Raw genomic sequence first — 21,159 nt, 5'->3', positions numbered from 1 at the left:
CTCGGCCCTAGTATATAAACGTAGGGTAACGGTTACCGGCCCCAGCCGGCGGACGCCAGCGCCTGGCGCAGCAGATCGCCGCGGCCGCCGGAGAACTCCGAGTAGATGGCAGGGCTGAGCGCCTCTTCGGGCGTGAGCCAGGACAGTTCAAGTGCATCCTGCCGCGGATCGCATTCGCCCGTCACAGGAATCAGGTACGCCAGCGCGACGGCGTGCTGGCGTTCATCGGTGAGTCCGGTCTGGGACGGGGACGGGAAATACTCGGCGACGGCGAAAGGGGCCAGGCTGGGCGGGAGCTGCGGCAGCGCCATGGGCCCGAGGTCCTTTTCAAGATGCCGCAGCAGGGCCGCGCGGATGGTCTCGCGGTACATCACCCGGCCGGACACAAACGTGCGGACCATCTTGCCTTCAGGGGTGGCCTGCAGCAGCAGGCCGACTTCAGTTACGTAGCCCAGCGGATCGCACCGCACCGGAACGGCTTCCACATAGACCATGGGAAGCCGCTGCCGTGCTTCATGCAGGTCCTCCTCCGAAAGCCAGCCGGGATACGGGTCAGGAGTACGTACGTTCATAGCAGTGTTCTACCCCATAGCCGGCAGCCGAGTCATACGGCGCGCTCGGCTTCGGCCAAGGGCTGAACTGCCGCAGGACCTTCCGGCCCCCGTGCCCGGAGCCTACGATTGAGCGCATGAAGACCGAGCTCTCGGAGCTGCTGCTGCCGGACGGGGCGGCATGGCGGGCCTGGCTCCAGGAACATCATCTTCGCTCCGCAGGGGTCTGGCTGGTGATCGGCAAACAGGGTGGAAGCACGACGGCGCTGACCCGGCAGGCGGCCCTGGACGAGGCCCTGTGCTTCGGCTGGATCGACGGCCAGGCAGCGCGCCGGGACGACGAGACCTATCTGCAGCGTTACACCCGCCGCGGTCCCAGAAGCGCCTGGTCGCTGCGCAATGTGGGGCACATCGCCCGGCTGGAAGCCGCGGGCCGGCTGCACCCCTCCGGGCGCGACGCGGTGGAATCGGCCAAGGCGGACGGGCGCTGGGATGCGGCCTACGCCGGCCCCGCCACGGCAGAGGTGCCGCAGGACCTGCTGGATGCCATAGCGGCCAATGAGAGCGCCCAGGCCATGTTTGACGTGCTCAGCTCACAGAACCGCTTTGCCCTGGCTTACCGGCTGGGCCACCTGAAGACGGAAGCGGCCCGGGAACGGAACATCACCCGATTTGTGGATATGCTCAGCCGCCGAGAGACCTTTTATCCACAGAAGCGGTTCCCCGATTAGGAGTCCACATGTGCCGGCTTTTCGGAATGCATGCAGGTCCAGATCCCGTCCATGCCACATTCTGGCTGCTCACTGCGCCGGACAGCCTGGCCGAGCAGAGCCGCAGGATGGCGGACGGCTTCGGCATCGGCGTCTTCAATTCCGGCGGCAAACCCGTGGTGGACAAGGCGCCTATGCCGGCGTACGAGGACCGGGCCTACGCCTCGGCGGCCCGGACGCTGGAGGGCAGCACGTTCGTAGCCCACGTCCGGTATGCCAGCACCGGGGGAAACACCATGGAAAACACCCATCCGTTCCTCCAGGATGACCGGCTGCTGGCGCACAACGGCGTGGTGGAAGACCTGGATGTGCTGGATGACCGGCTGCGCTCCCTGGAAGTAATGCATTTGGTGGAGGGGCAGACGGACAGCGAACGGGTGCTTGCACTCATCACCGGGCTCGCCCGGCACAACGGCGGGGATCTGGGTGCCGCCATTCCGGCGGCGGTCACCTGGATCGCTGAGAACCTGCGGCTGTACGCAGTGAACCTGGTGATCACCACGGCATCCGAGCTCTGGGCGGTGCGCTACCCTGACACGCACCCGCTCTACGTCCTGCAGGAAAGTGCCGACGACCCGCACCACGGCAAGCACACGGCCCGGATCAGCATGAAGAGCGATGAGATGGAGCAGGACCGGACCCCTGCAGTGCTCATCGCCACTGAGCGGATGGATGAGAACCCGAACTGGCGGATGATGGACTCCGGCGAGATCCTCCGGGTGGACCGGAACCTGAACGCGGAGCGGACCTTCCCGCTTCCCCAGCACCCCCAGCATCTGCTTACCCTGGCTGACCTGGATCCGCATACCGCGGCTTCGCAGCACCCGCTCAAGGCCGCCGGGACCTGAGCGGAGGAATGCCGGCTTTCCCGTCAGGTGTCCTGCGGATCGGCCTCGAGCCGCACTACCCGCAGGGCTGCCTCCAGGACCATCCACGCCTGAAGCTGGGTGGAGAGCTCGACGGCGGTGCCGGGGGGATAGTCTTCATCGGCCGTGCTGCGCGGATCGGACGGGAACACCGCCAGGTTGTTGCGGACTGCGCGGCCCTTCCACAGCCGGTCTGCCAGCTCGGTGACCAGGGTCCCGGCTGTCTGGCGCGAACCCGGGTCCAGTGTTGGTGCAGCGGCCGCCTCAGCGAGATAGCGGCACAGGATCCCTGTGAACAGTCCGCCGTCGCCGCTGCCGTGGGTGCGCAGCAGCAGGCCCGTGCCCCCGCCCTGTACCAGGTGCCGGGAAGTGGCGAGGATCAGCCCTGCAGCGCGCTCCAGGTTGCCGGTGCCGCCCAGTTCCAGCAGTGCTCCCAGCACCGGCCCCTGGTTGTAGGTGAAATGTGCCCGCTCCAGTACCGGCCCGGCAGCGGTCTGCCGCACGCCGTCGTAATAGAGTCCGGTGGCGGGATCGAGCAGCGACGCGTCCAGCCAGTCCACCAGCTCCTGCGCGCGCTCGCGTTCGCCCGTCCGGGCGAAATACAGGGCAGCGGGCGCAGTGGCAGGGGTGTTCTTGAAGTTCCGCGCCCGGTTCCACCAGACACCGCCCCCCAGATCAGTTGTGTGTCCTGACCGCAGCGCGCGTCCCAGCGACTCGCGCAGGCCCGAGAGGCGCTGTTTGTTCCCCCGCGGCGGGCCGGGCAGGGAGTCCAGGCGCAGCGCAGCCAGGGCCAGCCATGCCATGTCATCAAAATAGGAGTTGGTAAACCGGCCGCCGTTGCGGAGCCGGATGGTCCGAACCACCTGTTCGGCCAGCATAATCGGATCTTCGCCGGACACCGGCGCCCGGCTTCGCAGCCCGGTGTCCACCAGGACATCCACGTAGTGCGCCTGCCACCAGTAGTGCCACGGCCCGACGCCGCGGGGCAGGCGCTGGGGTGCGCGGACCGCACCCAGATGAGTACCCGGCAGGCCCAGGAACGTGCCGCCAAAGGCGGTCGTCACCGTGTGGGCGGCGGAGTCGGCGCGCAGTTCGGCGTGGCGAACGGTCTGTGCTGCGGGCATGCTGCCCACCATAGTCCCGGGCGCCGCGCACCGTCACCGTCTCCGCCCCGCGGAACCGGCTTTCGGAGGATGCGGTGTGCCCCGAGTCACAGTAGGCTCGTGGGACCGCACGCGCCTCGGCGCACCCCTTGACCCCTGACCCAGGAGGACACACATGCAGTTATCCGGCGCTTCGGCCATCGTCACGGGAGCCGCTTCGGGGCTGGGACGGGCAACCGCCCGCCGGCTCATTGACGCGGGAGCAGAAGTGGTCCTGGTGGATCTGCCGTCCTCGGGCGGGCTGGCCTACGCGGGTGAGCTGGGCGATAACGCGCACTTCGTGCCCGGAGACGTCACGGACCCGGAACAGATGCAGGGTGCCGTGGAAGCTGCAATGGCCGCGGCCCCGCTGCGGGTGGCGGTGAACTGCGCCGGAATCGGAACGCCGGGAAAGGTGCTGGGCCGCAACGGTGTCCTGCCGCTGGAGGACTTCAACCGGGTCATCCAGGTGAATCTGGTGGGCACGTTCAATGTGACCCGGCTGGCGGCTGCAGCCATGGCGGAGACTGATCCGGCGGTGGACGGCGGCGGAACCTCGGAGCGCGGCGTCATCATCAACACCGCATCGGTGGCGGCCTTTGACGGGCAAATCGGCCAGCCGGCTTATTCGGCGTCGAAGGGCGGCGTGGCGGCCATGACCCTTCCGCTGGCGCGGGAGCTGTCCCGCCACCTGATCCGCGTCATGACCATTGCCCCCGGGATCTTCGAGACCCCCATGGTGGCCGGGCTGCCGCAGGACGCCCAGGACTCGCTCGCGGCGCAGATCCCGCACCCCTCCAGGCTGGGCCGCCCCGATGAGTATGCGTCCCTGGTGGACCACATCATCGCCAACCCGATGCTGAACGGGGAAACCATCCGGCTTGACGGAGCGATTCGGATGGGGCCGAAGTAGGGCGTGCCGATGCTCCCCGACGCCGACTTCTTCCACTTCGAACACCTGCTGAGCCCGGAGGAGACGGCGAAGCTGGCTGAACTGCGGTCCTTCCTGGCCGCCGAGGTCCTGCCGCATGCCACCCGGTGGTGGGACGAAGCCCGCTTTCCGGTGGAACTGCTGCCCGGGCTGGCCTCCCTGGGACTCTCAACTCCCGTGCAGCGCGGCTACAGTCCGCTCTTCGCGGGCCTGGTCATCGCCGAGATGACCCGGGCGGACACCTCAGTCGCCACGTTCTTTATGGTCCACCATGACCTTTTTGTGGAGGGCCTGCACGCCTTCGGATCCGAGGAACAGAAGGCCCGGCTGCTCGAGGACGCCCAGTCGCTGAAGATCACCGGTGCGTTCGCCCTGACCGAGCCGGACCACGGGTCCGACGTTGCCGGCGGTATGGCCACCACGGCGGTGCGTGACGGCGGCAGCTGGGTCCTGAACGGCACCAAGCGCTGGATCGGCAACGGCACCTTCTGCGATTGGATGCTGTTCTGGGCCCGCGAACCGGCTACGGGCAAGGTCCGCGGGTTCCTGCTGGACGCCTCACTGCCGGGCATCAAGCGGACCCGGATCGAGAACAAAACAGCGCTGCGTACGGTGCAGAACGCTGACATCGAACTCACCGATGTGCGGGTTTCCGAGGCTGACCGGCTGGCCGGCATTGAAAGTTTCGAAGACACCAAGCACCTGCTGCGCGGGTCCCGGATCATGGTGGGCTGGCAGGCGGTGGGGCAGCAGCTGGCGGCGTTCGACGTCGCCCGCGCCTACGCCGTCGAGCGCCGGCAGTTCGGGAAGCCGCTGGCGTCCTTCCAGCTGGTGCAGCAGCAGCTGGTGCGGATGCAGGGCAACACCGTGGCATCCACTGCCATGCTGGCCCGGGTCAGCGAGCTGGAGCAGGGCGGTTACGGTGCGGTGTCCGATGACGGCGCTGCCCGCGGCGACATGGCCCGTGCGGCGCTCGCGAAGTCCTATGCCAGTGCGCTGATGCGGGAAACCGTGTCCCTGGGGCGGGGGCTGCTGGGCGGCAACGGCATCGTCACCGACTACCGGATGGCAAAGATCTTCGCTGACGCCGAAGCGATCTATACATATGAGGGCACGTATGAGATCAATTCCCTGATTGCCGGGCGGGAGATCACCGGAGTGTCGGCGCTGCGCTGAGAGCGTGGCGTGCTGCGCGGGTTCCTGGAACCCGCGCAGCACCCGCTTACGGTGTGCGTTCTGCGTTTCGCCCAGCCAGCGGATTGACCAGCCTGCCGGAGAACTGGAGCCCGCCGGAGGGATCGGAGATGTCCAGCATCTGCTGGTTGTTGCGCAGCTGGAGGCGGTTCAGGCAGGATCGGGCAAAATCCGGAGCGAAGAGGTCATGGGCGGCAAAGTCCGCTGACAGTTCCGGATGCCGGTGCTGGTAGTCCGCCACCACCTGGGCGGCCGTGGACCAGAAGACGTCCTGATCCAGCTGTCCGTCTTCGTGCAGCAGCGCGGCCAGGAACCGCAGGAAGCAGTCGAAGACGTCCGTGAAGATGGACAGCACCTGTTCCTCTGCCGGGACCTGGACCCGGATCCGGGAGACGTCGCCCGGGAGGTCCACCTTGTCTTCCATGACGATCACTTCCTCGCCGATGTCCTTCATCAGCACCCTGGACGGCAAGCCGTTCTGCAGGACGAGGATCAGGTTTTCACCGTGCGGCATAAAGGCCAGCCGGTACTTATAGAAGCAGTGCAGCACCGGAACCAGGTATGCGCGGAGGTAACGGTCCAGCCAGGTCCGGGCGTCGACGCCCGACTTCCGGATCAGGGCAGAGACCAGGGGTGTTCCCGCCGCATCGGTGTGCAGCAGTGAGGCCATGGTTGCCAGCTGCGCACCGTCCTCCAGCTGCTCGAGCGGACTTTCCCGCCACAGGGCGGCCAGCATCTTGCGGTACGGGGATCCCTTGGGTGAGGCAGCCTGATAGTAGGGATTCGTGTACCCCATGGCTGCGCACTCCCGCAGGATCGAGAACCCGTGATCCGCCAGGGTGCTGTCCGCCCGGACCAGGCCGTCCACCCACTCGTTGATGGCCGGGGTAGCTTTCATGTAGTCGGCGGACAGCCCCCTCATAAACCCCATATTCACAACCGACAGCGCCGTCTTGACGTAGCACCGGCGGGGTGAGTCCCGGTTGAAGAAGGTACGGATGGACTGCTGCGCCTGATACCTGTCCGGGCCGGGGCCCAAATGGACCAGACGCTGGGCCGCGATGTCCGCCGCGAACGTGACGCTGAGCTTGTGCTCCCACTGCCAGGGATGAACCGGCATCAGCAGATAGTCCTCGGGATCCATGCCGCGGCTTCGCAGCTGCCCTTCGAACGCAGCGTGCACCGGCGGATCCAGTTCCGCTGCCAGCAGCGCCGCGTAGTCCAGCCCGGCGACGGCGTCGAAACGGGTGTGGTCCCGGGATGCCGCAATCCAGTGCAGATAGACGGCGGCTCCGGTCTCCGGTGCGTAGGCCAGATAATCGGAGGAGCCGAATCCCAGCCTTCCGTTGTTGGCCACGAAGCAGGGATGGCCCTCGCTCATGGACCGCTCCACTGCCTGGAAGTCCGCTACCGGGTCTGCTCCCGCCGTTATCCCGTGGGCGAGTTCTTCGGCGGAGAGCGGGTGGCCGCTGTGTTTGTAGGCATGCGACGCCAGAGTGCTGGAGATTTCCTCAAGGTAGACGGGAAGCATCTCCTCCCCGATGCCCAGGGAACCGGCGAACTCAGTAATAAAGCGCAGGGCATCCAGATCAGCCGGTGATTCGTGGCGAACGCAGTGGATGCTTCCAGCGGGGATGGACCAGTGTTCAAGGGCCAGCACCTGGGCCTGGAAGCGGTAGGAGGTGCTGCCGTCGTCGGACACCAGTTCGTAGCAGCCCGGTGTGAGGGCGGCCGGAGTCAGGATCCGCTCATGGGAGAACTCGGCGATTGCCTTGCGGACCAGATGCCGGTTGGCAGCTGCCCACAGCCCGGGCTGCAGGTGCGCAGTGGTTTGAAGGGCGGGGTCCGTTACGGACGTAGGGTCTGCGAGGGTGCTCATGCGCTGGCTCCTTTGGGCTGAGAATCTGCAGGGGTGGTGCGGCGGGCGGCCCGGAACTGTGCCCGGGTGCAGAAGGAGAGGAGGGCCGTTTTGTCCGGCAGCTCAATGCGGGATTGCGGTTCAAAGCCCATCCGCGCGTTCAGGACGTGGATTTTGGTGTTCCTGACATCAGGCTCGACGACGATCCGCTCCACCGCAGGATTCTCGAAGAGGAAGTCCAGCAGTGCCTCAAGCGCGGCGGTGGTGTATCCGCTGCGGGGACGGTCCGGGGGCCCCATAAGCACATGCATCCCCAGGTCCCCGGGCTGGATCGGATAGGTGCCGGCCAGTGGTGAATGCGCCGGATCGTAGCTCTCGGCTAGGAAGGCCGGCACTCCTTCCTCCTGTGCCAGCCAGGCCTGGTGGTGCGGATTGACAGCGATCCCGGTGTATTCAGCCTGTACCTCCGACGCTGAAGCGTGTGTCATGCCCCAGAAGCGGGCGTAGTCCCGGCGCATCCAGCTGTGCAGCAGGGCGGCGTCGGCTGCCGGATCGACCGGACGGAAGCTGAAGTTCATGCCATGGCTCCTTCGTTGTGATGCGGGCTTATCCGTGGTCCGTTCCCGTCCGCGTCCGGGATGGGCAGGCCGAAGTCCTGGAAGGCAATGGAATCCTCAACCGGGTAGTACTCAAAGCCCAGGATTTCCCGCAGGATGCGTGAATTGCGGTAAGCCCCCATGCCCAGGTCCGGAGAAGTGAAGCCATGGGTGTGCAGTTCGGCATTCTGGACAAACAGTTCGCCCGGCTGGACGCCTATGCCGTAGCTGCGGTCCACCGCGAACCGGCCCTGGCTGTCCCGTTGAATCCGTTCTTCGATGCCGGCCAGGAACGAGGGTTCCCGGTACGCATAGCCGGTGGCCAGGACCACGGCTTCAGAGGCCAGCTCAGCGCTGCTGCCCTGCTCGGCGTGGAACAGTTCGAGCACGTGCTGTCCGGCGTCCGGATCCCAGCGGGCAGAGCGTACTTCGCTGCCGGTCAGCAGCCGGACCGGAAGCTTGCCGGAGAGATTCTTGGCGTAAAGCGTGTCATAGATTTCATTGATCAGTGCCGAGTCGATCCCCTTGTAGAGGTTCTGCTGCGACGCGGTAAGCACATCACGGGTTGTCTCGGGCAGGGCATGGAAGTAGTCCACGTAGTCCGGAGACGTCATTTCCAGGGTCAGTTTGGTGTACTCCAGCGGGAAGAACCGGCTCGATCTGGTGATCCAGTTCAGCTCGTATCCCCGGGGCCCGATGTCCTGCAGCAAGTCGAGGAAAACCTCGGCGGAGCTTTGGCCGCTGCCAACGACCGTGATGGACTTCGCCTGGCTTAGCCTGCTGCGCTGTTGTGCGTATCCGCTGTTGTGAAGTGCTGTTCCGGGGCCCTCCAGGATTCCGGCGCACGACGGCGGGACGACGGGCTGGGTGCCGGTCCCGAGGACAATTCGGCGGCTGGTGTGAACCTGTGTTCCGCCCTCGCCCTCTGAGCGCACCAGGTACCTGCCGCCGTCGTGCGCGGTTTGGACGTATTCGACGTCCGTGACCCGGCGGCCAAACCGGACGTTGGGCAGCTGCGCTGCCACCCAGCGGCAGTAGTCATTGAATTCGGCGCGCAGCGGGTAGAAGTCTTCACGGATGTAGAAGCGGTAGATCCGTCCGGTGGCCTTGAGATAGTTCAGGAACGAATAGCGCGAGGTGGGATCGGCGAGCGAGACCAGATCTGCCATAAAAGGCACCTGCAGGTGTGCTGACTCCAGCATCATGCCCGGGTGCCAGTCGAACCGGGGGCTCTCATCCAGGAAGAGGGTTTCCAGTCCGGTAATCGGTTCTGCGAGGGCGGCGAGACCCAGGTTGAAGGGTCCGGTGCCGATGCCGATGACGTCATACACGCGCTCCGGCGCAGGGCTGTCCGCCGCTTCCGGTGAGTTCCGGCTGCTGTCTGCGTTGCCGCTGGCGGGGTTCATGCTGCTGCTCCGGCGGTGCTCGGGGTGCTCTGCCGGCTTAGCCACGACTGTCCGTGGGCACGGATGAGGCCGAGGATGTGCGCGGTGTCTTCGAGGGTGGCGGCCGGGTTAAGGAGCGTGAATTTCAGGTAGTGCCTGCCTGCATGGGTGGTTCCGGCGACCACGGCTTCCCCGGACTCAGCCAGTGCCGTGCGGATCCAGAGGTTCATGGCGTCGCAGGCGTCCTCGTCAATCCCCTGCGGGCGGTACCGGAACACCGCAGTGCTGAGCTGCACCGGCGCGGCCAGCTCAAAGTCCGAGGCGCCGGCGAGCAGGCGGCCGGTGTCCGCGGCGAGGTCGACGGCGCTGTCCAGCATGCTGCCGATTCCGTCTGCTCCGGTGACCCGCAGGGTTAGCCAGAGCTTGAGGGCATCGAATCTCCGCGTGGTCTGGATGCTGTGGTCCACCTGGTTGGGGACGCCGTTCTGAGCGGTGTGCTGTGGGTTGAGGTAGTCCGCGTGATGGCGGATATGGCGAAGTGTCTGCGCATTCCGGACGAGGACGGCGCTGGCTGAGACAGGCTGGAAGAAGGTCTTGTGATAGTCCACGGTCACCGAATCTGCCCGCTCGATTCCCAGCAGCCGGCTGCGGTGTTTGAGGGAAGTGATCAGGCCGCCGCCGTAGGCCGCGTCTACGTGAAGCCACGCACCGAACTCGGCCGCCAGGTCCGCGCATTCGGAAAGCGGGTCGATAGCGCCGAAGTCAGTAGTGCCTGCGGTGGCGACAATTGCCATCGGAATCTCCTGACGGTTCCGGCTGGCCTCGAGAGCTTCGCGCAGGGCTGCCGGGATGAGCCTCCGGTCGCCGTCGCACGGAACTGTGACGACGGCGTCGTCCCCCATCCCCAGCAGGGAGGCAGACTTCCGGACGCTGAAGTGGCTGTCCTCGGAGGCGAGAATGCGCAGCGGTTCGAGCAGGGCCGGGAGCCTGTCTCCGCCTGCGCCTCCGCCTGCGCTTCCGGCGGACAGCCCGGCTACGGCGTGGTTGCGGGCAGTCAGCAGCGCCTGGAGGTTGGAGGTGGTTCCTCCCGAGGTGAAGACACCTGCGGCTTCGGAACCGAGGCCAAGCCGGTCTGCCGTCCAGCGGAGCAGCCTGCGTTCGATCAGGGTGGCTCCCGCGCTTTGGTCCCAGGTGTCCATGGAGGAATTGACTGCGGCAAGGAGGGTTTCTGCGACAACTGCCGGGATTGCTACGGGGCAGTTTAGGTGTGCCGCGTAGCGGGGGTGGTGGAAATAGACGGCGTCGTCGAGGTAGAGCGGTGCGAGTTCCTGCAAGGCGGCATCTGTGCTCTGCAGCGGGCTGTCCAGGTCAACCGCATCGATCTGTTCGGCGAGAGTGGCAGGCGAGGGACTGGTCCAGGGTCCCGCTGCCCGTGCAATGGCCGAGGAAGCAGTCCTCGCGGCAGCCAGGCTCTGGTGCAGGAACTCTTCGATGCTGGTTCCGGCCAGCAGGGCGCCGGGTGCGATGGGCCTGCCGCCGGCGTCGAACGGGTCGACGGTGACCGTTCCTGATGCGGGTGAGTCTGCGGCGCCCGGTCGGGGCGCCGGCACGAATTCGTGTGTCTGGGCAGGCTTCTCTAAAAGGCTCACTGGCCCCTCCTGAAGGTCTCAAGTGGATAACGGAGGTAAGCCTTGCCTAACTTTGCTATTTACGTCAAACAATTGTGACTTAATTGCCACAAGTGCGCTTCCCTGGGGGTTCATGGGGCACAATGACGCGTCGCGCGCGGGAATCCCGCCTGGTTCACGTTGACTTCTCAGTATGCTTAGTATTGTTGAATCAGGTTTTTCCAGTGAAAGGCGACACCGATGACCGAACAGAATCCGGACCACAGCGACAACCCTGCCCTTGCGGACGACCTCGCCGAAGTCGTGACGCCGGACGAGCTCACCATCGTCTCGGGGGAGGAGCTCCTGGATGAGGATGAGCTCACGGATGCGGAGGACCTTTCCTACCCGGGCGCAGCTGAGGACAACCCGGATGCCTGGCAGGAAGACCCGCTGATCAACGAGGAGCCGCTGGCCGGTCAGCCCGGTGCGGAATCAGACCAGACCCTTCGGGACGAAACGGCAGAAGAGCGCTACGAAGAGGGAGATTCACAGATTCCGCCTGAGGAACCCACGATCGGTGAGGCAGCCCGCGACGTCGACTTCGGAGACCCGACCGGCGACCCGTTCGAGGATGGCAGCGACGACCCCGCCCATGCCGGCGGCGATCCGCTTTCAACCTTCAACCCGGACGACGAACCGCTCTAAGGCGGTTTTCCGCAGGGACCCCGCCGGGGTTAGCGTGGAGGGTGCCTTCCTTTCGCGTCCAGCTCAACATTCTGGGGCTGCGTCCCGGCAACCCTCCGGAGGCGGTGATGGATGCCGCCGTCGAGGCGTTGGAAGCCAGCCATCACGTTGAAGCGAACCAGCTGGACATTGTTTCCGGGGTTCCGCGCATCACGCTGCGGTTTATGGTGCCTGCCAACGAATACGGAGTGGAGAACTCCCAGGCCCGGCGTGCTGCCATGAACATGCGGCATGCGGTGGAGCAGGTTGCTAGGTGCGAACAGCTTCGGGTGCTTCGCCGGCAGCGGGGACGCTGGCTTCCGCTTTGAGCCACTCCCGCTGCCGGCGCCGCTGGGCATGATCTACCTGGTGGCGCCTGGAACCCGCTGAAACCAGGATCAGGAAGGCACCGAAAAAGGCTCCGGCGGCGGCCGGTGCTGATGCTTCCTGCGTGAGCAGCCGTGCAAATCCGATCCCGGTTAGGCCGGCAACAATGGTGAGTGCTGCCGCGAGATGGCCCCTGTCTGTCATGGAAACCGTGGTGGCCCCGATAACCACAGCAAAGAGGGCTATCAGAGCCCACGGTTCAGGGCCCCAGCCTGCGACATTCGCTTCCAGCTCGGTCAGCCAGCTGCCCAGGCCGGCGAGAAGAGCGACGGAAGACACGCCGAGAAAAACAGCCGCAGGCAGATCTGCTGCCGCCGTCTCGCCGAGCGGTTCGGGAGCCCAGGTATTCGACAGATGAATGGCAGCCAGGCCGATTCCAACTCCCAGGGCAGCCAGCCAGAAGGCCGCAGCTGAGTTTCCGGATTGCGCAGCCCAGAGCCACAAGGCTGCCACGGCTGAGGATCCCGCGCTGATCGGACCTGTCCACACATGGCGCGGGTTGTCCCGCTGCGACGGAAGCCACTGCCAGGCCGCGTACCCTGCTGCGCCGGCCAGAACAGGAATCCATGCCAGCCAGATCCATGCGTAGGTCCCGAGAAGGGAACCTGCCGGGTCAAGAACGCTTCCGGGCGCATGGTTGATCTGCGGCGAGCCCGAAGCGGTACGGGTCAGCCCGTAGGCCGCTCCAAGGGCGGCGGCCGTGACAACGGTGACTGCGATGCGGCGGATGGTGTCAGATTGTGCGGGCTGTGCGTCGTTCGGGTGCGCCTCCTGCTGTGGGTACCCGCCGTCGTTCGGCCGGGCTTCGCCGGGCTGGTCTTTCGGGGTCTCGTCCCCGCGCTCGTCTTTCGAGTGCGCAGTTTCCAGGTTCTCGTCTGCCCGCCGCTTAGTCTCCGGGTGTTCCTCTCCCGAGTACGCAACTTCCTCCTGCTCATCCTCCCGCGGCACGGCTGCCTGGGCGGGTCGGCTGGAAAGCAGCCTCCGGGCAGCCTGCACCGGGTTGAACGTCCCCCGGAGATGGTAGGCCCGACCGGAGGAGTCCCGGAGGGTTTCGCCGCGAAGAATGCTGCTGAAGGATCCAGGCTGAAGCTCTGCGGTATTGGGTTCCACAGGGTGAGCGGAAACGGTCTGCGCAGAGCCGGTTCCCGCCGTCACCCGGGAGTGAACTGTGGGCGGGGTTTTGGGTGGCGGTGAGGGTGCCAGCGGGGGAATGAAACCCTGAATGCCGGTGCTTGCCGCGGCGCGGGCACCACTGCCACGCTTGGCTGAAGGAGTCTGCTCACTCGGCGCAACTGGGCGTGCGGGATAGGGGAGCATGCCTGTTTCCTTTGCCTCATGGGTTCCTTCGGGTGCCTAACCCGGGAGCGGATCCACCAAAGCGTAACGGCACTGGCGCGGCTGTGGAAGAGGAATTTGCAGGTCAGCGGCTCATAGCCTGGGCCGGGAAGGCATCCAAGGACAGTTCGCTGCGGTACTGGACGGGCTGTCTGGTCAGCGGATCAGTGAACTCTACCGAACGGGCAAGCAGCTGCAGCGGCTTACTGTAGTCGTCCGGTCCCTGCTCCTGCAGGACCGGGTAGAACGGATCATTCAGGATCCCGATTCCCAGGGAAGCCATGTGGACGCGGAGCTGATGTGTTTTCCCGGTGTGGGGGAGAAGGCGATAACGGCCAAGTCCTGCCGCCTCTTCCAGCAGCTCGACCCGTGTTTCTGCGTTGGGTTCACCCGGGATTTCCTGGGCCAGCAGATAGGTGCGGGATTTGATCATCCGGCTGCGGACGACGGCGGGAAGCTCCAGATCCGGGCGGACCGGGGCGATGGCCTCGTATTCCTTTGCGATGCGTCTCTTTTCGAAGAGGACCTGGTACTTTCCTCGGGTCTCCGGATTGGTCGAGAACAGGAGCACTCCGGCGGTCATCCGGTCCAGCCGGTGCATCGGAATGAGGTCCGGGATGCCCAGCGCGACCCGCAGCCGCACCAGAGCGGACTCCGCGACGTACATTCCCCCCGGTGTCGTCGGAAGGAAATGAGGCTTGTCCACGACAAGCAGGTTTTCGTCCTGGTGCAGGATGTTGATTTCCACGGGAAGGCGCTCTTCGGGCGGCAGCTCGCGGTAGTACCAGATGAAGGTGTGCTCAGTCAGCGGAGTTGTGCGGTCCAGGGGGACACCGCCGATGCCTACGACTTCGCCGCGGTCAAACCTGTCTGCGATGCCGTCCGGATTGACATGTCCGAACCGTTCAAGGACGTACTCGAAGGCTGTACTCCAGGGGCCCTCGTGGGGAAGCCGCAGCCGAGTGGCGTTCACGCCGTTGCGGACCGGAAGAGGGGATTGCATCACCCTTCAAGGGTACCGGGGGTATGGATTACAGAATCCGCGGGTGTGGCTGCTCCGGTCGACTACCCTTTGGCGAGGTCCTGGTGGATCAGGAGGCCGGACTCAGCCGGAAACGAGTCGGCGGTTCGGCTCGTTGTGGTGGACCGCATGAGGCCAAGACGGCGATCTCACTGGACCTGTGAGGAGCCGGAGCCGCCTTGGGTGTGTGGCCGGATGACTGCGGTGATGAGTCAGAACGGCGGTGGCTCAGGGTCTTCGTTGGGGGTGGGGAACACGAGCGGCTTTGTTCGGCGCCCGGTGCCGGTGGCCGCCGAGACCGAGTCCAACCATCTTTGCGAATTCGCGTAGTCCAGCTGGGCGTCTGTGCTGTATCGATGCCCGAAGGGGGACATCCATTCGAGCTTTCCCGGCTCGGGCTGCTGCGCTTTCCAGAGCCCCATGGTCTTGAGCCGATGGTGTTTGGGGCAGAGGCTGCCCAGGTTTTCCGTGTTCAGTCTCCCCACCGCGGGAACGACCGGCAACGAAGCGGGAGAGGCCCAAATGTGGAAAACACCGGCGGTGGGTGAGCCTCTCAGTCTCTGGGGAGGAACGGTCTGGGAGGGAACAGACGGAGGAACGGTCCGAGCGCAGAGGGGGAGTAACTGTCCGGGCGCAGGAGGGAGGAACGGGCCGGGAGGGAACGACCGGAACAGCCCAGCAGCACGAGTGCCGAGTCAGCGCATAGGCGGTTGGCAATGCGGACAGTAATACAGGTCCCGCAGCTCCAACTCGGTGTCCCCGACAAGCTCATGAACAACCTTCGTTCCGCACCTGAGGCAGCCGCGCTTCTCCCGGTTATAGACCCAGAGCAGGTCCCGTCCTGCCAGACCGGTAGTGATGCGCCGGGAACGGGTCTTGTTTGCCTCCAGAAGCCGCTTCGACAGATCCACAACCCGTTTCAGGTCGGGAACGTCCTGTACATGAGTAAGCGGGTGAACACCGACAAGGAAACACAGTTCGCACCGGTAGACGTTGCCGATCCCGGCCAGGTTCCGCTGATCGAGCAGGGCCAGTCCCACAGGACGCTCAGGTACGGAAGCCAGGCGGCGAAGTGCCTCCTCAGCATCCCAGTCCGGCCCCAGCAGGTCCGGACCGAGATACCCTACGGCTTCCTCTTCGCCGCTGCGGGGAAATATCCGCAGGATGCCAAGCTCGAACCCCACAGCCTGCTTTTCCGCGGTTTCCAGTACAGCACGCGCCTTGAACGCCGGACGGCGCCAGCGCTCGCCGCGGCCGTAGACATGCCACAGCCCTTCCATCTTCAAGTGTGACTGGATGCTCCAACCCTCGGTCTCCCCGGGACCAGGAGCAACCCGGATCAGCAGGTGCTTGCCGCGGGAAGCCACCTCTTCAACCATTCTCCCGCTGAGATCGGTAGTGGCAAACCGGGGCACCCGAAAATCGGTCCGTGTCAGTTCGGCACCGGCAAGTGCAGCGTGAAGTCCACGCGCAGCGCGCCAGACGGTATCGCCCTCAGGCACCGCACATCTCCAAGCCCTTAGGGACAGCGCGGACCGCCGGCACAGCGCGGAACTCCGGCACGGCGCGGAACTCCGGCACGGCGCGGAACTCCGGCACGGCGCGGAACTCCGGCACGGCGCGGAACTCCGGCACGGCGCGGAACTCCGGCACCCCGCGGACGGCCGACACCCCGCGGACCTCCGGCACGGCGCGGCGCCGCGGACTGGCTTCCCGCGGACCTGCCCCCGCCGCCAAAACCACCGACAAACCCCAAACCTCAGACACGGTACCGAAGCCCCTTCGGCGTCGAATAAAACCCTGCAGCCAGCAACGCTGTCGCCACAGGAGTATCCAGTACATCCACACCGTTGGCCTTCTCCACAGCCATCTTCTCGGCCGCACCACGCCGGATGATCCCCACCAGCGCAGCACCGGCCAGCAGGAGGATCTCGGCATCGTCCGTGTACGTCAGCAGCGTCTTGCCGCCGCGTTCCACATACAGCACCAGTTCGCCGTCGACCATCACCACCAAAGCCCCCGCTTTCCGCCCGGGCCGGTGGCCACCGTCGGACGCCGGCCAGGGCAGAGCCGCACCATACGGATTTGCGGGATCCGTTGCTGCCAGCGCCACCGCCTCAGGTTCGGGAACGGCCAGCTGGTTCTCCCTGGAGAAGGACCGCAACCGATCCACGGTCGCTGGTACGGCAAACTGCGCCGCACCCAGCTGCTCAATGAAATACCCGCGCCGGCAGCGTCCCATCTCCTCCAGCCGTGCCAGCACCTTGTAAAGCAGGCCGAAGCCACCGGGAACACCCTCGCTTGCAACCGAACCGCGGGTGACGATGCCGTACCGGTCCATCAGCAGCTCGGCCGTGGCATGGGCATGGACCGTGGTGTCCGTTTCCACCGCCGGCAACAGGCTCCAGCGACCGGCAACCAGAGGCTGCGGACCGCGCGCCGGGACGTCCCCGCCAGCGCCGGCCAGACGCAGCGACGAACTGCTCAGCGAACCCCGGCCCATCCGCCCCAGTCGGGCAGTACGCGCACGGGGCGTCGCAGCACGCTGCTTGTGCGCCGTCTTTCCGCCGGAAAGCAGCGACCGCACCGGAGTAAACGTGTCATTCGAGATCCTGCCTGCCCAGACCAGCTCCCAGAGCGCCGTAATAATCTCCGAGTCGGGAAGCAGTGCACTGCCGTCCTGCAGCGGCGCACTGTTCACCGCCTCGGCAAGCTGCCGGAAGAAATACGCACCGGAACCGGAGAGCAGGTCCAGCAGCCGGGACTGAAGCTCAGACGGCGCAAAGTCCGGATCGGGATTCAGCGTCAGCGCGGCATTTTCGGCCAGATGCAGCGAAATCCAGCCGTCATTTCCGGGCAGCGACCCGGTCCCTGACCAGATCACCTCACCGGTCGCGGTCAGCTCGTCGAGCATCGCGGGTGCGTAGTCGCGCACCCGCGATCCGAGGATCAGCGGCTCCCACGCGGACGCCGGAATCGGCACTCCGGAAAGCTGGTCGATCACCGTGGCGACGCCATCGAGCCCCCGCAGCGAGGACCCTACGTTCTGCCACGCCGGCAGGAACCGCCCGTAGGTGGGCGGGTCCACAGGTTCGACGTCGGAGCGCAGCGCAGCCAGAGACCGGCGCCGCAGCCTGCGCAGCACCTCAGCATCGCACCACTCCGAACCGGCCGGAACACCGGGCATCGTGATCACTGCGGGAGGGAACTGGTCCACACCCGACGCAGCGTCCAGAACCTGCGCCTCGGTGGGCCGGAACTCGCCCTCGGCGACTCGCCCCTCACCGGCCAGCCGCTGCAGGGTGGTGGTGACGACGGCGACGCCGAGTCCCAGCCGGGCGGCCGCCTCAGCTGCCGTGAAGGGACCGTGGGTGCGGGCATAGCGTCCCACCAGGTCGCCCAGCGGATCAGGTACCGGCTCGATGAACGCCAGCGGAACACCCATGGGCAGCGGAACGCCGAGGGCATCGCGCAGCCGGGCAGCATCCTCGATCGCGGCATACCGCTGCGTTCCGGCAATTCCGGCCTGCAGGGCACGGTTCGCCCGGACGAGTTCGCGCAGCAGCTGCTCAGCGTCGCCTTCCGTTGCGTGGTCCGCAGCGGCATCAGAATCCGGCTCGGTGCCAGCCAGTGGAGCAACCGGCTCCAGCCGGGCAGCAACCTCGGCGGCAGTGAGCGGTCCCAGCAGGCGCAACAAATCAGCGACACCCTCCAGCCCGCGGGCCCGCCGGTCAGGGGCGAGGCGCTGCAGCTCGGCCTCCGTCTGCGCGATGATCCGCGCGTCCAGGAGTTCGCGCAGTTCAGCCCGGCCCAGCAGCTCGTTCAGCAGGGTGGGATCCAGGGACAGGGCTGCGGCACGGCGCTCGGCCAGCGGCGAGTCACCCTCGTAAAGGAAGGCCCCAACGTAGCCAAAGAGCAGGGACCGGGCGAACGGCGACGGCTGCGGGGTGGTGGTTTCCACCAGCCGGATTTCACGGCGTTCGACGGCGGCTGCGAGGTCTTTCAGCGCCGGAAGGTCGTACACGTCCTGCAGGCATTCACGCACGGTTTCCAGCACGATCGGGAATGTGGGGAACTTGCGGGCCACGTCCAGAAGCTGGGCCGAACGCTGGCGCTGCTGCCACAGCGGGGTGCGCTTGGCGGGATTCTGCCGCGGCAGCAGCAGTGCCCGGGCGGCACACTCGCGAAACCGCGAGGCGAACAGTGCCGAACCGCCTACTTCTGCGGTGACAATGGCCTCGAGTTCATCGGGTTCGAAGAGGAACAGTTCGGCTCCGGGCGGCTCGTCCTCCATCAGCGGTACCCGCAGCACAATGCCGTCGTCGGAGGCCATGGCGGAGCCGTCCAGACCGTAGCGCTGCTGCAGCCGGGCACCCACCGCCAGCGCCCATGGAGCGTGGACCGGCATGCCGAACGGGCTGTGGAGGACTACTCGCCAGTCGCCCAGTTCGTCGTGGAACCGTTCGATGACCAGGGTCCGGTCGCTGGGTACCACCTCGGTGGCCTGCTGCTGCTCGCGGAGGTAGGCCATCAGGTTTCCGGCGGCCCACTCATCGAGCCCGACGGCGGCGAGCCGTTCCTGTGCTTCCGTTTCCCCGGTGCCGGCCATCTCCCGCACGAATTTGCCGAGTGCCCGGCCCAGTTCAACCGGCCGGCCCTGGGAATCACCGCGCCAGAAGGGGAGTTTGCCGGGCTGGCCGAAGGCAGGGGAGACCAGCACCCGGTCGTGGGTGATGTCCTCGATCCGCCAGCTGGTGGCACCCAAGGCGAAGACGTCCCCGACGCGGGATTCGTAAACCATCTCCTCATCGAGTTCACCCACCCGGCGGCTGTTCTTGCCCTCCGAATCGCCCACCAGGTAGACGCCGAACAGGCCGCGGTCGGGAATGGTGCCGCCGGAAGTCACGGCCAGGCGCTGCGCTCCGGGACGTCCGGTAATGGTGTTCTCGGTGCGGTCCCAGATGATGCGCGGGCGCAGCTCGGCAAACTCATCGGAGGGGTAGCGGCCGGACAGCAAATCCAGGGTGGCATCAAACGCGGAACGGGGCAGCCCGGCGAACGGCGCGGAACTGCGCACGACGTCGAACCATTCCTCCACATCGATGCTCCCCAGGGCGGCGGCCGCGACGGTCTGCTGCGCCAGGATGTCCAGCGGATTCGCCGGTATGAACAGCGGTTCGATCTGCCCGGCGAGCATTCGTTCCACGGTGACGGCGGAGTTCAGCAGGTCTCCGCGGTGTTTGGGGAACATCACGCCCTGGGAGATTTCCCCGACCTGGTGCCCCGCGCGCCCTACCCGCTGCAGGCCGCTGGCCACGGACGGCGGCGATTCCACCTGTACCACCAGATCCACGGCACCCATATCGATGCCCAGTTCCAGGGAGCTCGTCGCCACCACGCACCGCAGCCGCCCGGACTTCAGGTCATCTTCGATCATGGCCCGCTGGTCCTTGGACACGGATCCGTGGTGGGCGCGCGCCAGGACGGGGGCGTCGTCGTCAACGGCGATGTCCTCCTGCCGGGCGCGGATGGAGACTCCAGCCTGCGCCATCAGCTGCGCCGGGGCACGCCCGGTGGGCACTGCCGGCGCCGGCCCGCCAGTCCCGGCCGGTCCACCAGTCCCGGACGGTCCATCGTTCCCGGCCGACCCGTCCGTGCCCGTGGCGGCAGCATCCGCGGCAGCCTGCGCTGCTTCGACCCGGTAGGCGTGGATCTCATTGAGCCGTGCGGTCAGCCGTTCGGCGAGGCGCCGCGAGTTGGCAAAAACGATGGTGGAGCGGTTGGCTTCGATCAGGTCCGCGATCTTCTCCTCCACATGCGGCCAGATACTGGCCTGTGGAGCGAACCCTCCCTCCACAGTGTCCTCGGCCGGTGCCTGACCGAGGTCCGTCATGTCCTCCACAGGGACGGTGACGGTTAGGTTCCAGTTCTTCCGCGACTTGGGAGAGACAATCCGCACCGGCGCGTTCCCGCCCAGGAACCGGGCCACCGTCTCCTGCGGCTCAACCGTGGCAGAGAGGCCGATGCGCTGCACCGGCTTGTCCAGCATGGCATCCAGCCGGGCCAGGGAGACGGCCAGGTGCGCGCCGCGCTTGGTGCCGGCCACGGCATGGACCTCATCCACAATGACGGTGTCCACCTCGGACAGGGTTTCCCGGGCCTGGGAGGTCAGCATAAGGAACAGCGATTCAGGCGTGGTGATCAGGATGTCCGGCGGCCGGGTCAGCAGTGCCCGGCGTTCATTCTGCGGAGTGTCCCCGGACCGTACGCCCACGGTGATCGACGGCGCGGGAAGACCGAGCCGCTTGGCCGTCTGTGTGATGCCGATCAGCGGAGCCCGCAGGTTCCGCTCCACATCCACGCCCAGTGCCTTCAGCGGCGAAATGTAGAGGACCTTCGTTTTGCGCTTGGGCACCCGCGCGCGCCCGCGGCCCGACGCAGGCGCTGCCGCTGAAGCGGCTCCCGATGCGGGCACCGGCGCTGCCCCTGAAACTGCCCCCGAAGACGAGGCAGCCGTGCCGGCGGAGGCAGCGGCGTCGGCAATAAACCGGTCAAGGGACCAGAGGAAGGCGGCGAGTGTCTTGCCGGACCCGGTGGGCGCAATGACCAGCGCGTTCGACCCCTCGGAGATGGCGTCCCAGGCACCGATCTGGGCAGCAGTCGGCTCCGTGAACGCACCCGTGAACCAGTCCCGGGTGGCGGGGGTGAACTTCTGGAGCACCGTGGCTGCCGACGTCATGCACCCATTGTTCACCACCACACTGACATTCCCGGCCCGCCGCCGAATGGT

At 66.3% G+C, this 21,159-nt stretch carries 18 protein-coding genes; 6 read left to right on the top strand and 12 right to left on the bottom strand.

Features of this window, described 5'->3' with window-relative positions; genetic code table 11:
• Positions 1–32: 32 nt before the first annotated feature.
• On the bottom strand, positions 33–572 hold the full coding sequence (locus ACWGQ2_RS08980; RefSeq protein WP_055239793.1) for an NUDIX hydrolase family protein: 540 nt from the start codon (positions 570–572) through the stop codon (positions 33–35).
• Positions 573–688: 116 nt separating this feature from the next.
• Between ACWGQ2_RS08980 and ACWGQ2_RS08975 the strand changes: the two genes are divergently transcribed.
• Together ACWGQ2_RS08975 and ACWGQ2_RS08970 are read left to right on the top strand one after the other, a co-directional pair.
• Positions 689–1,282 (top strand): YdeI/OmpD-associated family protein, encoded by a 594-nt coding sequence (locus tag ACWGQ2_RS08975; protein WP_452016409.1) that lies wholly within the window; start codon positions 689–691, stop codon positions 1,280–1,282.
• An 8-nt stretch (positions 1,283–1,290) separates the two neighbouring features.
• Positions 1,291–2,169 carry a class II glutamine amidotransferase gene (locus ACWGQ2_RS08970; protein ID WP_452016407.1) on the top strand — a complete coding sequence of 293 codons (879 nt, stop codon included), beginning with the start codon at positions 1,291–1,293 and terminating at the stop codon, positions 2,167–2,169.
• A gap of 23 nt (positions 2,170–2,192) precedes the next feature.
• On the opposite strand, the gene ACWGQ2_RS08965 is transcribed toward ACWGQ2_RS08970, so the two are convergent.
• Positions 2,193–3,311 (bottom strand): glycoside hydrolase family 76 protein, encoded by a 1,119-nt coding sequence (locus ACWGQ2_RS08965; protein ID WP_452016405.1) that lies wholly within the window; start codon positions 3,309–3,311, stop codon positions 2,193–2,195.
• A gap of 154 nt (positions 3,312–3,465) precedes the next feature.
• Here ACWGQ2_RS08965 and ACWGQ2_RS08960 point away from each other — a divergent pair, with 154 nt between their 5' ends.
• Complete coding sequence (locus tag ACWGQ2_RS08960; RefSeq protein WP_452016402.1) at positions 3,466–4,242, top strand: 3-hydroxyacyl-CoA dehydrogenase; 777 nt, start codon at positions 3,466–3,468, stop codon at positions 4,240–4,242.
• 9 nt (positions 4,243–4,251) lie between these two features.
• On the top strand, positions 4,252–5,436 hold the full coding sequence (locus ACWGQ2_RS08955) for an acyl-CoA dehydrogenase family protein (protein WP_452016693.1): 1,185 nt from the start codon (positions 4,252–4,254) through the stop codon (positions 5,434–5,436).
• 46 nt (positions 5,437–5,482) lie between these two features.
• On the opposite strand, the gene ACWGQ2_RS08950 is transcribed toward ACWGQ2_RS08955, so the two are convergent.
• From ACWGQ2_RS08950 to ACWGQ2_RS08935, 4 genes are read right to left on the bottom strand one after another with little or no spacing between them, the layout of a single operon-like run.
• Positions 5,483–7,333, bottom strand: coding sequence for an IucA/IucC family protein (locus tag ACWGQ2_RS08950; protein ID WP_452016400.1), 1,851 nt, complete (start codon positions 7,331–7,333; stop codon positions 5,483–5,485).
• The gene (locus ACWGQ2_RS08945) at positions 7,330–7,890 is read right to left on the bottom strand and encodes a GNAT family N-acetyltransferase (protein ID WP_452016398.1); all 561 of its coding nucleotides are present in this window, start codon (positions 7,888–7,890) and stop codon (positions 7,330–7,332) included. The genes ACWGQ2_RS08950 and ACWGQ2_RS08945 overlap by 4 nt, the downstream gene beginning before the upstream one ends.
• Entirely contained in the window at positions 7,887–9,314 is a 1,428-nt protein-coding gene (locus ACWGQ2_RS08940; RefSeq protein WP_452016396.1) for a lysine N(6)-hydroxylase/L-ornithine N(5)-oxygenase family protein, read from the bottom strand. Before ACWGQ2_RS08940 ends, ACWGQ2_RS08945 begins: the two co-directional genes overlap by 4 nt.
• Positions 9,311–10,942: a pyridoxal phosphate-dependent decarboxylase family protein gene (locus ACWGQ2_RS08935; RefSeq protein WP_452016394.1), complete on the bottom strand. Its 1,632-nt coding sequence runs from the start codon at positions 10,940–10,942 to the stop codon at positions 9,311–9,313. The genes ACWGQ2_RS08940 and ACWGQ2_RS08935 overlap by 4 nt, the downstream gene beginning before the upstream one ends.
• A 219-nt stretch (positions 10,943–11,161) precedes the next feature.
• Here ACWGQ2_RS08935 and ACWGQ2_RS08930 point away from each other — a divergent pair, with 219 nt between their 5' ends.
• Both ACWGQ2_RS08930 and ACWGQ2_RS08925 read left to right on the top strand, forming a co-directional pair.
• Positions 11,162–11,608, top strand: coding sequence for a hypothetical protein (locus ACWGQ2_RS08930; RefSeq protein WP_452016392.1), 447 nt, complete (start codon positions 11,162–11,164; stop codon positions 11,606–11,608).
• Positions 11,609–11,649: 41 nt separating this feature from the next.
• Positions 11,650–11,955 carry a hypothetical protein gene (locus ACWGQ2_RS08925; RefSeq protein WP_452016390.1) on the top strand — a complete coding sequence of 102 codons (306 nt, stop codon included), beginning with the start codon at positions 11,650–11,652 and terminating at the stop codon, positions 11,953–11,955.
• Here the strand turns inward: ACWGQ2_RS08925 and ACWGQ2_RS08920 are convergent.
• The 6 genes from ACWGQ2_RS08920 to ACWGQ2_RS08895 form a co-directional block, all read right to left on the bottom strand.
• On the bottom strand, positions 11,897–13,123 hold the full coding sequence (locus ACWGQ2_RS08920) for a hypothetical protein (RefSeq protein ID WP_452016388.1): 1,227 nt from the start codon (positions 13,121–13,123) through the stop codon (positions 11,897–11,899). The two genes, ACWGQ2_RS08925 and ACWGQ2_RS08920, sit on opposite strands and share 59 nt — an antisense overlap.
• A 310-nt stretch (positions 13,124–13,433) precedes the next feature.
• Positions 13,434–14,351, bottom strand: a complete 918-nt coding sequence (locus ACWGQ2_RS08915) for an RluA family pseudouridine synthase (protein WP_452016691.1) — start codon at positions 14,349–14,351, stop codon at positions 13,434–13,436.
• A 230-nt stretch (positions 14,352–14,581) separates the two neighbouring features.
• The gene (locus ACWGQ2_RS08910) at positions 14,582–14,791 is read right to left on the bottom strand and encodes a hypothetical protein (RefSeq protein WP_452016386.1); all 210 of its coding nucleotides are present in this window, start codon (positions 14,789–14,791) and stop codon (positions 14,582–14,584) included.
• Positions 14,792–15,064: 273 nt separating this feature from the next.
• Entirely contained in the window at positions 15,065–15,871 is an 807-nt protein-coding gene (locus ACWGQ2_RS08905; protein WP_452016384.1) for a DNA-formamidopyrimidine glycosylase family protein, read from the bottom strand.
• Positions 15,864–16,136 carry a hypothetical protein gene (locus tag ACWGQ2_RS08900; protein WP_452016382.1) on the bottom strand — a complete coding sequence of 91 codons (273 nt, stop codon included), beginning with the start codon at positions 16,134–16,136 and terminating at the stop codon, positions 15,864–15,866. Before ACWGQ2_RS08900 ends, ACWGQ2_RS08905 begins: the two co-directional genes overlap by 8 nt.
• The gene (locus ACWGQ2_RS08895) at positions 16,129–21,108 is read right to left on the bottom strand and encodes a DNA glycosylase AlkZ-like family protein (protein WP_452016380.1); all 4,980 of its coding nucleotides are present in this window, start codon (positions 21,106–21,108) and stop codon (positions 16,129–16,131) included. The genes ACWGQ2_RS08900 and ACWGQ2_RS08895 overlap by 8 nt, the downstream gene beginning before the upstream one ends.
• Between the last annotated feature and the right edge of the window lie 51 nt (positions 21,109–21,159).

Source organism: Arthrobacter sp. NPDC055585, assembly GCF_053619115.1.
The sequence above is the reverse complement of the archived record's forward strand: the minus strand, read 5'-3'. Positions and strand labels throughout refer to the sequence as shown.

What these genes read in the sequence shown, in the direction of transcription:
- ACWGQ2_RS08910 (WP_452016386.1), bottom strand. Translation starts at nt 14,791, where the DNA reads ATGGGGCTCTGGAAAGCGCAGCAGCCCGAGCCGGGAAAGCTCGAATGG.
- ACWGQ2_RS08915 (WP_452016691.1), bottom strand. Translation starts at nt 14,351, where the DNA reads ATGCAATCCCCTCTTCCGGTCCGCAACGGCGTGAACGCCACTCGGCTG.
- ACWGQ2_RS08960 (WP_452016402.1), top strand. Translation starts at nt 3,466, where the DNA reads ATGCAGTTATCCGGCGCTTCGGCCATCGTCACGGGAGCCGCTTCGGGG.
- ACWGQ2_RS08980 (WP_055239793.1), bottom strand. Translation starts at nt 572, where the DNA reads ATGAACGTACGTACTCCTGACCCGTATCCCGGCTGGCTTTCGGAGGAG.
- ACWGQ2_RS08950 (WP_452016400.1), bottom strand. Translation starts at nt 7,333, where the DNA reads ATGAGCACCCTCGCAGACCCTACGTCCGTAACGGACCCCGCCCTTCAA.
- ACWGQ2_RS08895 (WP_452016380.1), bottom strand. Translation starts at nt 21,108, where the DNA reads ATGACGTCGGCAGCCACGGTGCTCCAGAAGTTCACCCCCGCCACCCGG.
- ACWGQ2_RS08955 (WP_452016693.1), top strand. Translation starts at nt 4,252, where the DNA reads ATGCTCCCCGACGCCGACTTCTTCCACTTCGAACACCTGCTGAGCCCG.
- ACWGQ2_RS08965 (WP_452016405.1), bottom strand. Translation starts at nt 3,311, where the DNA reads ATGCCCGCAGCACAGACCGTTCGCCACGCCGAACTGCGCGCCGACTCC.
- ACWGQ2_RS08930 (WP_452016392.1), top strand. Translation starts at nt 11,162, where the DNA reads ATGACCGAACAGAATCCGGACCACAGCGACAACCCTGCCCTTGCGGAC.
- ACWGQ2_RS08945 (WP_452016398.1), bottom strand. Translation starts at nt 7,890, where the DNA reads ATGAACTTCAGCTTCCGTCCGGTCGATCCGGCAGCCGACGCCGCCCTG.
- ACWGQ2_RS08970 (WP_452016407.1), top strand. Translation starts at nt 1,291, where the DNA reads ATGTGCCGGCTTTTCGGAATGCATGCAGGTCCAGATCCCGTCCATGCC.
- ACWGQ2_RS08975 (WP_452016409.1), top strand. Translation starts at nt 689, where the DNA reads ATGAAGACCGAGCTCTCGGAGCTGCTGCTGCCGGACGGGGCGGCATGG.
- ACWGQ2_RS08940 (WP_452016396.1), bottom strand. Translation starts at nt 9,314, where the DNA reads ATGAACCCCGCCAGCGGCAACGCAGACAGCAGCCGGAACTCACCGGAA.